The following is a 12,391-nucleotide window of genomic DNA, read 5'->3' as shown; positions in this document are numbered from 1 at the left end:
GCCCTGACGAAGGCTGCGCGGAGCCGCACGCCGCCAGCCAATCTAGCGAGCCTTTTCAGTCTCCTGCATAAATTGTCCCAGCTCCTTGCTGTAAAACTTCGCCATGCTGGTTGTGCCGTGGCCACGGGTGTCAACGCTGGCCGGAATGAGCAGCAGCCGCGCATGCTTGAGCTCTTTCATGGACGCCTCCAGCCGGCCTGTTTCCGGTGGGTTGCGCTCATCGTCCGCCGAATTGATGACGAGCACCGGGGCCTGGATTTTATTCAGTCCCTGAGCCGCGTTGTAGTCGGCAGATGATTGCCATTGGTAGATGAAGTCGTTTGCGTCGGCGGTTTGCGGGGCGTTAAGGCGCTCATCTACCAGTTTGTCGGCTTGCGCCCGAGTCGGTGCGGCGACCTGATAAGCCAGGTTGCCACCACTTGTGCCAACGCTGAACATCGCGTTGGCCAAGCGCAAGGACGCTGGTTGTACGGTGTAGTTGCCGTTGTTCCACGCCGGGTCCTGCTTGATCGATTCCACTAACAAGCGGCGCATCATCCAGTTGCGTGACGACATTTCAGTCGGTTGCGAAGCCATCGGCACCAGCGCATCCATCATGTGCGGCCAGGTCTCGCCCCACATCCAGGTTTGCATACCCCCCATGGAGTTGCCGATGACCAGCCTCAGGTGTTTGATCCCCAAGCCTTCGGTCACCAGCCGATACTGGGCTTGAACGAGGTCGGTGTAGTTGTACGCGGGAAACTGAGTGCGCAGGCCATCAGAGGGTTTGCTTGACTGGCCCACGCCGATGCCGTCGGTGGAAATGATGTAGTACTTGTTTGCGTCCAGCGGTTGGCCCGGGCCAAACAGCTCGCCGCCAAAATCCTTGCTCAACACATCGCTGCCAGGTCGGTAGGTGCCGTGAAGGTAGAGAATGGCGGGGTTCTTTGGATCGCCCAGGGTGATGTAGTGCAGTTTCAGGTTGTCGAGTTTTTCACCTGTATGGAAGGTGAATTGCGGGGCGATCCAGTCGCCTTCGGTTGCGGCCGGTAACGGCGCGGCGCTCGCGGCAGGGACGATAAAAGACAGGGACAACAACAGCCCGAGCACAGGCAGGGAACTGAAACGTTGCATGGAAAGTATCCTGTTATTTTTATTTTATGAGCCCCTGTGCCAATCGCCAGCCGGGGTGTGCGTAACCTCACGCGCCTTCAACTCCCGCAACGCTGTTTTTTCAGTGCGTCATGCGCGTTGGACGAATATTCTCCGATTGATCAGATTATGTGAAGTTGTTTTTTATTAACAGTATTTAACATCGCCGCACCACTGTGCCTATGACTTGGGTGCACGCGAAAAGCAGCCGCACGTGATCGGGCGACAAGGCAGGTTTATTTCGGACAAATAAAAAGCCGGCTTGTGGCCGGCTTCTCGTAGGCGGTTCCGATCTATTTTTGATAGACCGCAATCACCTTCAACAGGTGCGCCTCTTACAGAAGCGCGAATAGACAACAGGGCAAACGGATCACATGCCCCATTCAAACACCGCATCGCATGACTGCGTCAGGTGCTCTGGATGGCGCACAGAATACTGAAATTCTCCGCCAATGCCCAGCCCGAATGCCTTTCAAACCCAACCGCCTCACAACAGCAGCATCGCATTGCGCCGACTGTTGAGTGTCGACCACCAGAATATCCAGCCCAGAATCCGTATTTTCTCCCGGTCGATGTCTTCGGCACTGAACAGTTCGTCCGGGTATTCGGCGTCGTTATGGCTGCGCAGGCGCAGGCCGCCGTTGGGCAGGCGGTAGAGGTAGCGCACGCGCAGGATGCCGCCGTGCTCGAGGGCGTAGATTTCGCCGTCGATGACCTGGGTCAGTTCTCGGTCGACGCCGAGAATCGAGCCGTCCTGGATCTTGTCGGCCATGCTGTTGCCGACCATAGCGACACACATGCAGTTTTTCGGGTCGATGCCCATGGTTTGCAGAACTTGCACGGGCAGGCGGATTTTTTGCCCAGGGGCTTCGGAAAGGACGGTTTTGCCGACGCCATGAGTGGATTCAACCTCCGTGTAGATCTGAATTTCCACATCGCCGCGCAGGACGTTTCTGGTCTGCTGGATGACCATTCGGGTGTCGTCACCGGTGTTTTCATTGGCCGATTCATTGGGATGTTTGGGCCCGTCGCCCGTGCGCAGCCAGCGTGCGTTTACGGTTAACAGTTCAGCCACCTCATCAATCCGCGCCATGGGCACGCCACGCTTGAACCAGTTATTGACGTGTTGCGGCGTGATTTTGCGGTTGGCCGCAAAGTCAGTCGCTGTGAGATGGCACTCCCGAAGGAGGATGCGGAGTCGATCACCTGATGTATTCATAGAGCGAAGTCTACGGACGTCGCTTGGGCGTTTAAATGAACGAGGTGTTGAGATCGACGTTATCCCAAGGGGGGGGCGGCTATCCGGACTACGGATTGAATGAATATCGTGTAGGCAGATTCCGTAATAGCGCTTTTTTGGCTAAACGACGTACCGGGCGTTTACCCTTGCTATACGGGCATTAACGAACTGTTTATCGAGCGCCTAAAAGTCGAACGCATTTTTAAACGTGTGCGCTGCAAAAAAAAACGGATGGGTGTGTTTCAAGGAACGGTATTGGCGGGGAGCAGCGGCAGGGAAGGGGTCAAGCGTGTTTCAGGGCACGTGTGTGGCGTGCCCTGAAACGCCAGATCAGTGATCAGCCTTTGAACGCTGCAACCGATTTGGTGATCTCGGCGCGGGCAGCGTCAGCATTGCCCCAACCTTCGATTTTCACCCATTTGCCTTTTTCGAGATCCTTGTAGTTCTCGAAGAAGTGCTTGATCTGCTCAAGCAGCAGGGCTGGCAGATCGGTGTACTCTTTCACGTCGACATACAGCTGGGACAGCTTGTCGTGTGGCACTGCGATAACCTTGGCATCGCCACCGCCGTCGTCAGTCATGTGCAGAATACCGACCGGGCGGGCACGGATGACCGAACCTGGGGACACCGGGTAAGGCGTCACCACCAGCACGTCCAGCGGGTCGCCGTCGTCAGCCAGCGTGTTAGGGATGAAACCGTAGTTGGCCGGGTAGAACATCGGGGTGGCCATGAAACGGTCAACGAACAGGCAATCGGTTTCTTTGTCGATTTCGTACTTGATCGGCGCATGGTTGGCCGGGATTTCGATCGCGACGTAGATGTCGTTCGGAAGGTCTTTGCCTGCCGGAATCTTGCTGTAGCTCATTGGGCATTGCCCCCATAGTTGACCAGACAGATTTTGGCGCGAACCGCCAAAAAGTGGTCCGGATTATAGGCATATTCTGTTTTGGTTGCCACGCATGGCCTTGGCCGTTGTCAGTTGTCCCGGTAAGCCGGGTCCTGCTGGCACAGCAGGTTCAGTCGGGCGAGGGTGTCTTGCCGGTAAAACGCCTTCAGTTGTTCGTAGACTGCCGGGTAACTGTCGTGCAGCAGGTCGGGTGCGCTGAAGAAGTATTCGCTGGTCACGGCGAAAAACTCGGCAGGGTCTTCTGCAGCATAGGGATCGATAATGGTTTGCGCCTCAGGGTTCTCGTCGAGTTGCCGATTGAGGTCATCGAACGCGCGTTGCATGACCCTCGCCCATTCGGTCACCTGCATGTCGCCGTGCAGCGGCGGCAGCCCATTGGCGTCGCCGTTGAGCATGTCGAGCTTGTGCGCCAGTTCATGGATCACCAGGTTGTAGCCATCCCAGTCGCCGCTGCTCAACACGCCCGGCCAGGCCAGAATCACCGGGCCCTGCAGCCAGGCTTCGCCGCTGTGTTCGCCGTCCCACTCGTGCTCTACGCCACTGGCATCGCGGTGGCGCTGCGGGCTGACGAAGTCGTCGGGGTACAGCACGATCTCGTGAAAGCCCTGATACCAGTTCAGTTCGCCCAGATTCAGCAGAGGCAGTTGCGCCTGGGCGGCGAGAAACAATCGCTGCTCGTCATCCAGATCAACGCCTGGCAGGGCACTGAGGTGTTTGTCATTCAGAAACAGCACGCAGGCGTCACGCAATTGCGCATGCTGCCCGCTGCTCAGGCCATCGAGGATCGGCAGACGCTCGCGCACCTTCTGCCACAGCTCGTCAGCAACCGGGTGTCTGGCGAGCGTACGCTGCCTGCGCCAGTTGCTGAATGACCACATGATTCAGCGTGCGTCTGCCGGAGGCGCGCTACGGCTGCGAACCACACCAATGATCATCGGCACCAGCGACAGCAGGATGATTGCCAGTACCAGCAAGGTCAGGTTGTGCTTGATGAACGGCACGTTGCCGAAGAAGAAGCCCAGTGTCACCAGGCTGCCGACCCACATCACCGAGCCCAGTACGCTGAAACCCACGAAACGCGGATAGGACATTCTGCCTACACCGGCCACGAATGGCGCGAAGGTGCGGATAATCGGCAGGAAACGCGCCAGTGTTACGGTCTTGCCGCCGTGGCGCTCATAGAAATCCTGGGTGCGCAGCAGGTAGTCGCGGCGGAAGATGCGCGATTTTGGGTTGCTGAACAGTTTCTCGCCCGCAGTGCGGCCAATAACGTAGTTGGTGCTGTCGCCCAGAATCGCCGCCAGCATCAGCAGCCCGGCCAGCAGGACCGGGTCCATGCCGCCGCCGGCAGCCACGGCTCCGGCGATGAACAGCAGCGAGTCGCCCGGCAGGAAGGGCATGATCACCAGCCCGGTTTCGCAGAAAATCACCAGAAACAGAATCGCGTAGACCCACGTACCGTAGTTGGTCACCAACAGGTCAAGGTAGACGTCGAGATGCAGAATAAGGTCAAGCGGGTTGAAATCCATTAAGGCACCTGAGGCGAGAACCCTGTCCGGGGTCGCATGCGGAAGAAACGACTGTTCAGTATGCGCGGCATTATAGAAGCAGAATGCGCAGAAGGGGTTTGGGAATAAACGCTGGGTTTTTGATGTGTGACGACTGGAGCAGTATGTTGCGCGCTGACGCGGCTTGGCTTCCGATCAGCGCGAGCGGGTGATCAGTTCTGATTGATGGGCAGCACGTAGTTTTTGAACTGCGTATCTTCCTTGAAGCCGATGGATTCATAGACTTTTTGCGCCACCTCGTTATTGCTGCTGGTCGACACGCGCAGTCGCACCGCATGCGTTTCCTTGGCCATCTTTTTCGCCTGTTTCATCAAGTGATCGGCGACCAGTTGGCGGCGCGCGTCCTCGGCAACATAGATGTCGTTGAGAATCCATACCCGCTTGAGCGAAAGCGATGAGTAGCTGGGATACAGCTGGCAAAAGCCCAGCAGTTTGCTCTCGTCATCCTTGGCCAGCGCCAGATAGATCACTGACTCGTCACGACGCAGGCGTTTTTCGAGAAAGTCCCGTGAGGAGTCCGGGAACGGCGATTCACCGTAGAACTCGCGGTACTTGATGAACAATGGGCAGAGCAGGTCAAGGTGTTCGAGAGTCGCTTTGATGATCCGCATGGTTGGCCTCAACTTCCCTATGGGCTGATGCAGTGCGCCGGGATGATTACGCGATCCTGCCCGGCGACTTTAGAAAGCACAATCTAATGTGGCGCGGCCGGGCCGTCGAGCAGGAAATTGCCGATCGGCTTGTCTGAATGCTCGGCAGAGCCGTCTGACTCAAGGGTCTGCAGTTGCGCTTCGTCTTTAAGATTGACCCCCGATATCTGCCGCCTGCAGGCCTCGCGCATCAGGTACAGCAGCCGATGGGCTGCCATGCCATAGCTCAAGCCTTCCAGGCGCACGTTGGAAATACAGTTGCGGTGCGCATCATTCAGCCCGACCTTCGGCGCGTAGGTGAAATACAGCCCCAGACTGTCCGGTGAGCTTAGGCCCGGGCGCTCGCCAATAAGGATCACTACCATTTTCGCGCCAAGCAGTTCGCCCACCTCGTCAGCCACGGCGACGCGGCCCTGCTCGACCATTATCACTGGCGACAGGGACCAGCCCTCGGCGTTTGCCTGCTCCTCCAGGCGAGTGAGAAAAGGCACTGCATGTCGATGCACGGCCAGGGCTGACAGACCGTCGGCGACCACTACCGCCAGATCGAGACCGCCCGGATGAGCCGCCGCGTACTCGCGCAGTGCCTGCGCAGACTCTTCATTCAGGCGTCGGCCCAGGTCCGGGCGTTGCAGGTAGCTGTCGCGGTCGGCAGCAGCGCTGTGCAGCAAAATGGTTTCACGACCTTTCTCGGTCAGTTGCGCGCTGATCGCGGCATGATCGAAGGCCAGATGCACGGCATCGCGCGCCTGGGCATGCGCCGCTTGAAAGTCGAGCTGCGCGGAGGTGGGCAGGCTGGTGCCGGTTCGCCCCAGCGCGATGCGTGCGGAGGTCAGGCGGCGTAGCTCCAGCCAGGGATTGGCTGGTGCGGCGTTGTCTTGTATTTCGTTCATCGGCTGATCACTCATGCGAGGTGCGCCAGTGCCTGGCGGAACGCAGGCGGCAGGCTGTCACCGAAGCGGACGCGGCCGTCGGTCTGGGTGAAGATGCCCATTTTCTCCAGCCAGGCCTCGTACTCCGGTGCGGGACGCAGGCCCAGGCTTTGCCGGGCATACAGCGCGTCGTGGAACGAGGTGGTTTGATAATTGAGCATGATGTCGTCCGAGCCGGGAATACCCATGATGAAGTTGATCCCGGCGACCCCCAGCAGCGTCAGCAGGGTATCCATGTCGTCCTGATCGGCTTCTGCGTGGTTGGTGTAGCAGATGTCGCAGCCCATCGGCACACCCAGCAGCTTGCCGCAGAAGTGATCTTCCAGACCGGCGCGGATGATCTGCTTGCCGTTGTAGAGGTACTCGGGGCCGATGAAACCGACCACGGTGTTGACCAGGAACGGGTTGAAATGCCGGGCGACGGCATAGGCGCGGGTTTCGCAGGTCTGCTGGTCGACGCCGTGATGCGCGTTGGCCGACAGCGCGCTGCCTTGCCCGGTCTCGAAGTACATCAGGTTTTTTCCGAGGGTGCCGCGGTTCAGGCTCAGGCCCGCTTCGTAGCCTTCCTGCAACAGTTTGAGGCTGATGCCGAAGCTTGCGTTGGCGGCCTCGGTGCCGGTGATCGACTGGAACACCAGGTCCACCGGTACGCCACGGTTTATCACCTCGATAGATGTGGTGACGTGGGTCAGCACGCAGGATTGGGTCGGGATTTCATAGCGCTGGACGATGGCGTCGAGCATTTCCAGCAAGGCGACGATGGACGAGGTACTGTCGGTCGCCGGGTTGATACCGATCATGGCATCGCCATTGCCGTACAGCAGGCCGTCGAGCACGCTGGCGGCAATGCCGGACGGGTCATCGGTGGGGTGGTTGGGTTGCAGGCGTGTCGACAACCGCCCGCGCAGGCCCATGGTGTTGCGAAAGCGCGTCACCACCCGGATCTTCTGTGCCACCAGAACCAGGTCCTGCACGCGCATGATTTTCGACACGGCAGCGGCCATTTCCGGTGTCAGGCCGGGAGCCAAGGCGCGCAGGCTGGTTTCATCGGCCTGCTCGCTGAGCAGCCAGTCACGAAAGCCGCCGACCGTCAGATGGCTGACCGGGGCAAACGCCAGTTTGTCGTGGGTATCAATGATCAGCCGGGTGACTTCGTCCTGTTCGTACGGGATCAGGGCTTCTTCAAGAAAGTGCTTGAGCGGAATATTCGCCAGCGTCATCTGCGCTGCAACGCGCTCGCCGTCGCTTTGCGCCGCAACCTCGGCCAGATAATCACCGGAGCGCGCGGGGCTGGCCTTGGCCATTACTTCTTTGAGGCTGTCGAAGCGGTACGTCTGCGCACCGACAGAATGGGAAAAGCTCGCCATACAGATTCTCCATGACGTCGCGCTGTTTGCGTCGGACGTAGTCTTTCGGGTGAACCGGTGACGTCCCGGTTCAAACGACTGTGGGAAGCGATGCAAGCAATTAATACTCCATCCCGGCCGGGAGTGCGAGTTTGCAACCATGAACAGGGGATTCAGAGCAAAGATGCATCACGCCAAGGCGCGATGCCAAGGCGCGATGCACAGGGTTGGTGCGCGATGCTTTTTGAGACGGCTATGGTGCTGACCCCGCGCATTTGAGATTGGACGCAGAGCGTCCAGAAAGGCATTCCCACGCGGAGCATGGGAACGATGAACATCCTGAGACGACTATCGTGCCGATGCTCCGCGTCGGCATGCAGTTCGTGACGCTTTGCGTCACAAGCTCGTGCTGACCCCGCGTATTCAGGATTGGGCGCAGAGCGTCCAGAAAGGCATTCCCACGCGGAACATGGGAACGATGAACATCTTGAGGCGACTATCGTGCTGACCCCGTGCATTCAGGATCGGACGCAGAGCGTCCAGAACGGCGTTACCACGCTGGAGCGTGGTAACGATAGTCGGACAATCAACGGGCCTAGAAAAAACCCAACGGGTTGGTGTCGTAGCTCACCAGCAGGTTTTTGGTCTGTTGATAGTGCTCAAGCGCGATTTTGTGGGTTTCGCGGCCGACGCCGGACTTCTTGTAGCCACCGAATGCGGCGTGGGCCGGGTACAGGTGGTAGCAGTTGGTCCAGACTCGCCCGGCCTTGATCGCCCGGCCCACGCGGTAGGCGCGGTTGATGTCGCGGGTCCACAAGCCTGCGCCCAGGCCGAACTCGGTGTCGTTGGCGATGGCCACAGCCTCTGCTTCGTCCTTGAAGGTCGTGACGCTGACCACCGGGCCGAAGATTTCTTCCTGGAACACACGCATCTTGTTGTTGCCTTTGAGCAGCGTCGGCTGGATGTAGTAGCCGGTGGACAGGCTGCCTTCCAGCTTCTCGACCTTGCCGCCGGTCAGCAGCTCGGCGCCTTCGCCCTTGGCGATGTCCAGGTACGAAAGAATCTTGTCGAATTGTTGCTCGGATGCCTGAGCGCCGACCATTGTGTCGGTGTCCAGCGGGTCGCCGCGCTTGATCTTCTCGACCTTGCGCATCACCGCTTCCATGAACTGTGGATAGATCGACTCCTGCACCAGTGCGCGGGACGGGCATGTGCAGACTTCGCCCTGATTGAAGAACGCCAGCACCAGGCCTTCGGCAGCCTTGTCGATGAACTCTGGTTCGGCGCTCATGATGTCTTCGAAGAAAATGTTCGGCGACTTGCCGCCCAGTTCCACAGTGGACGGGATGATGTTATCCGCCGCCAGTTTCATGATGTGCGAGCCGACCGGGGTCGAGCCGGTGAAAGCGATTTTGGCGATGCGCTTGCTGCTGGCCAGCGCTTCGCCTGCCTCGCGACCATAACCCTGCACGATGTTCAGCACGCCGGGAGGCAGCAGATCGCCGATCAGTTCGATCAGCACGCTGATCCCCAGCGGGGTCTGCTCTGCAGGTTTGAGCACGATGCAGTTACCGGCAGCCAGCGCCGGTGCGAGTTTCCAGGCGGCCATCAGGAGCGGGAAGTTCCACGGGATGATCTGCCCGACCACGCCCAGCGGCTCATGAATGTGATAGGCAACAGTATTACCGTCGATTTCGGCAGCGCTGCCTTCCTGCGCACGCAGCACGCCAGCGAAGTAGCGGAAGTGATCGGCGGCCAGCGGAATATCAGCGTTGAGGGTTTCGCGGATCGCTTTGCCGTTGTCCCAGGTTTCGGTGATGGCCAGGACTTCGAGATTGGCTTCAATACGATCGGCAATCTTCAGCAGCACCAGCGAGCGGGCCTGTACTGAGGTCGAGCCCCAGGCTGCAGCGGCTGCGTGTGCAGCGTCGAGGGCCTTTTCGATGTCTTCGGCAGTGGAGCGCGGGAATTCGGCGATGGCCTTGCCGGTCACGGGTGAGGTGTTGGTGAAGTACTGGCCTTTGACCGGTGCGACGAACTCGCCGCCGATATAGTTACCGTAGCGTTCCTTGAAATTGACGATAGCGCCTTCGGTACCGGGATGAGCGTAACGCATGATATGTCTCCTGGTTCTTGTTGTGAGGGAGTCTGTGTCGATTCTGCTTTCGGGTATCTGGCAATAAGCGTTCAAGAATAGGCCAATTGCATCCGGCCGTGGCTAGGACTTTAGGCTTATCTGCCCGGCATTGAAATGGCTTGTGCAGGCAATGCAGCGGACAAACTCAGGGTGCCATTTCACCGTCCCTACGTTAACCTGCGCAGATGTTCTGAGAGGTTGGTCATGCATATTCATATCCTTGGTATCTGCGGCACGTTCATGGGTTCTCTGGCGGTGCTCGCCAAAGAGTCGGGGCACCGGGTCACCGGCTCCGACGCCAACGTCTATCCGCCGATGAGCACCCAACTGCAAGCCCAGGGCATCGAGCTGACCCAGGGTTACGATTCTGCGCAACTGGACCCGGCACCTGATCTTGTTGTGGTCGGCAATGCGCTGTCGCGTGGCAACCCGGCGGTTGAATACGTCCTGAATAAAGGCTTGCCGTATGTGTCCGGCCCGCAATGGCTGGCTGACCATGTGCTGCAAGACCGCTGGGTATTGGCGGTGGCCGGCACGCACGGCAAGACCACCACCAGCAGCATGCTGGCCTGGGTGCTGGAACATGCCGGCATGAGCCCTGGTTTCCTGATCGGCGGCATCCCGCAGAATTTCGCCGTGTCGGCGCGTCTGGGCGACACCCCGTTCTTCGTGGTCGAGGCCGATGAATACGACAGTGCGTTTTTCGACAAGCGCTCCAAGTTCGTTCATTACCGCCCGCGCACTGCGATCCTCAATAACCTTGAGTTCGATCATGCCGACATCTTCCCGGATCTACCGGCCATCGAACGCCAGTTCCACCATCTGGTGCGTACCATTCCGAGCGAAGGCCTGGTGATTCATCCGACCACCGAGCCTGCGTTGTCGCGGGTCATCGAGATGGGCTGCTGGACGCCGGTGCAAACCACTGGCGAAGGCGGTCAGTGGCAGGCGCGGCTGTTGAGTGAAGACGGTTCGCGTTTTGAAGTGCTGTTCGAAGGCGAGCTACAGGGCGCGGTCGAGTGGGACATGACCGGTCAGCACAACGTGGCCAATGCCCTGGCAACGCTGGCGGCTGCTCGCCACGTGGGCGTTGTGCCTTCGCTGGGCGTGCAGGCACTCAGCGCCTTCAAGAGCGTCAAGCGGCGCATGGAAAAGGTTGCCGAGGTGCGCGGCATCACTATTTATGATGACTTCGCTCACCACCCGACAGCCATTGCCACCACGCTGGATGGCCTGCGCAAGAAAATCGGTGATGCGCCGATCATTGCCGTTATCGAGCCGCGTTCCAATTCCATGAAGCTTGGCGCGCACCGCGACGGTCTGCCGGAAAGCGTGAGTCAGGCAGATCAGGTGGTCTGGTATGCCCCGCCCAATCTTGGCTGGGACCTGGCGGCTACGGTCGCAGGAGGCAGCGTACCCTCGACGGTATGTGATTCGCTTGAAGCAATCATCGCGCGAGTCCATAGCCAGGCGCAGCACGGCACGCATATCGTCATCATGAGCAACGGCGGCTTTGGCGGCCTGCACGGCAAACTGGCCGAGGCGCTGAAATGAGCGGCCCGGAGCGCGTTACGGTTGCGATGACCGGCGCTTCCGGCGCGCAATATGGCCTGCGCTTGCTGGATTGCCTGGTGCGTGAGGACCGGGAGGTGCACTTCCTGATTTCCAAGGCAGCACAGTTGGTGATGGCCACCGAGACTGATGTGCGTCTGCCACCCAAGGCGATGATGATGCAGGCGTTTCTGACTGAGTACACCGGCGCGTCTGCCGGTCAGATACGCGTTTATGGTCGTGACGACTGGATGTCGCCAGTGGCGTCAGGTTCTGGTTCGCCCAGCGCGATGGTGGTGGTGCCATGCTCCACCGGTTCGCTGTCGGCAATTGCCACCGGGGCCTGCAACAATTTGATCGAGCGCGCTGCCGACGTCACCTTGAAAGAGCGTCGGCAATTGATTCTGGTGCCCCGCGAGGCTCCGTATTCCAGCATTCATCTGGAGAACATGCTCAAGCTGTCGAACATGGGCGCGGTGATTCTGCCTGCATCTCCGGGCTTTTATCATCAGCCGCAGACCATCGACGACCTGGTGGACTTTGTCGTCGCGCGGATTCTCAATCTGCTGAATATCCCTCAGGACATGCTGCCGCGTTGGGGCGAGCACCACATTGGCGGCGATGAGTAAGCTGCTGCTGGTAGCGCTTGCGCTGACGCTGACCGGCTGCGCCACCGCGCGCACGCTCAATGCGGCCAAACCTGGCGCGCCGGTGGTGTATGCAGGCACGCGGTTGAATATGTATGCGCTGCAGGGTGGTTGCTGTGCTGCTGACCGTTTCGGTGCCGAAGCGCCGAGCTATCCGGGTCTCGATCTGCCGGGCAGTGCGCTGCTCGACACCCTGCTGCTGCCGCTGTCATTGCTGACGGCGGCCGGCTTCGGGGTTCAGGCTACGGGCGGGCTTTAGGGGGCCGGAGCGACACCTGGGCT

The 12,391-nt window shown here is 59.4% G+C and carries 12 protein-coding genes; 3 read left to right on the top strand and 9 right to left on the bottom strand.

The genetic code is table 11. The annotated features are described in order from the left end of the window. Positions 1–42: 42 nt before the first annotated feature. From AO068_RS05425 to exaC, 9 genes are all read right to left on the bottom strand, one after another. Entirely contained in the window at positions 43–1,113 is a 1,071-nt protein-coding gene (locus tag AO068_RS05425; protein ID WP_058407848.1) for an alpha/beta fold hydrolase, read from the bottom strand. Between the two features lie 505 nt (positions 1,114–1,618). Continuing rightward, positions 1,619–2,350, bottom strand: coding sequence for a LexA family transcriptional regulator (locus AO068_RS05420; protein WP_058407847.1), 732 nt, complete (start codon positions 2,348–2,350; stop codon positions 1,619–1,621). Between the two features lie 358 nt (positions 2,351–2,708). Next, the gene (gene ppa / locus AO068_RS05415; RefSeq protein ID WP_002551870.1) at positions 2,709–3,236 is read right to left on the bottom strand and encodes an inorganic diphosphatase; all 528 of its coding nucleotides are present in this window, start codon (positions 3,234–3,236) and stop codon (positions 2,709–2,711) included. A 110-nt stretch (positions 3,237–3,346) separates the two neighbouring features. Further along, positions 3,347–4,156, bottom strand: a complete 810-nt coding sequence (locus AO068_RS05410) for a zinc-dependent peptidase (protein WP_058407846.1) — start codon at positions 4,154–4,156, stop codon at positions 3,347–3,349. A gap of 3 nt (positions 4,157–4,159) precedes the next feature. Next, the gene (locus AO068_RS05405; protein ID WP_058407845.1) at positions 4,160–4,807 is read right to left on the bottom strand and encodes a DedA family protein; all 648 of its coding nucleotides are present in this window, start codon (positions 4,805–4,807) and stop codon (positions 4,160–4,162) included. A 191-nt stretch (positions 4,808–4,998) separates the two neighbouring features. Continuing rightward, the gene (locus AO068_RS05400) at positions 4,999–5,457 is read right to left on the bottom strand and encodes a GNAT family N-acetyltransferase (RefSeq protein WP_058407844.1); all 459 of its coding nucleotides are present in this window, start codon (positions 5,455–5,457) and stop codon (positions 4,999–5,001) included. Between the two features lie 83 nt (positions 5,458–5,540). Beyond that, a complete protein-coding gene (gene eutC / locus AO068_RS05395; RefSeq protein ID WP_058407843.1) occupies positions 5,541–6,404 on the bottom strand; it encodes an ethanolamine ammonia-lyase subunit EutC in 864 nt (287 codons plus the stop codon). Beyond that, on the bottom strand, positions 6,401–7,795 hold the full coding sequence (locus AO068_RS05390; protein WP_002551875.1) for an ethanolamine ammonia-lyase subunit EutB: 1,395 nt from the start codon (positions 7,793–7,795) through the stop codon (positions 6,401–6,403). The genes eutC and AO068_RS05390 overlap by 4 nt, the downstream gene beginning before the upstream one ends. A gap of 574 nt (positions 7,796–8,369) precedes the next feature. Continuing rightward, a complete protein-coding gene (gene exaC / locus AO068_RS05385; protein WP_004666377.1) occupies positions 8,370–9,890 on the bottom strand; it encodes an acetaldehyde dehydrogenase ExaC in 1,521 nt (506 codons plus the stop codon). A gap of 225 nt (positions 9,891–10,115) precedes the next feature. Between exaC and mpl the strand changes: the two genes are divergently transcribed. Genes mpl through AO068_RS05370 form a run of 3 tightly spaced genes read left to right on the top strand, consistent with a single transcriptional unit; the run spans position 10,116 to position 12,368 of the window. Then, positions 10,116–11,465 (top strand): UDP-N-acetylmuramate:L-alanyl-gamma-D-glutamyl-meso-diaminopimelate ligase, encoded by a 1,350-nt coding sequence (mpl, locus tag AO068_RS05380; protein ID WP_058407842.1) that lies wholly within the window; start codon positions 10,116–10,118, stop codon positions 11,463–11,465. Continuing rightward, positions 11,462–12,091 carry a flavin prenyltransferase UbiX gene (gene ubiX, locus AO068_RS05375; RefSeq protein ID WP_058400875.1) on the top strand — a complete coding sequence of 210 codons (630 nt, stop codon included), beginning with the start codon at positions 11,462–11,464 and terminating at the stop codon, positions 12,089–12,091. The genes mpl and ubiX overlap by 4 nt, the downstream gene beginning before the upstream one ends. Continuing rightward, positions 12,084–12,368, top strand: a complete 285-nt coding sequence (locus tag AO068_RS05370; protein ID WP_058407841.1) for a YceK/YidQ family lipoprotein — start codon at positions 12,084–12,086, stop codon at positions 12,366–12,368. The genes ubiX and AO068_RS05370 overlap by 8 nt, the downstream gene beginning before the upstream one ends. Positions 12,369–12,391: the final 23 nt, after the last annotated feature.

The sequence above is a fragment of the Pseudomonas sp. ICMP 3272 genome, from assembly GCF_001466905.1.
Taxonomy (GTDB): Bacteria; Pseudomonadota; Gammaproteobacteria; order Pseudomonadales; family Pseudomonadaceae; genus Aquipseudomonas; species Aquipseudomonas amygdali.
This window is presented reverse-complemented; position numbering and strand designations above follow the sequence as displayed.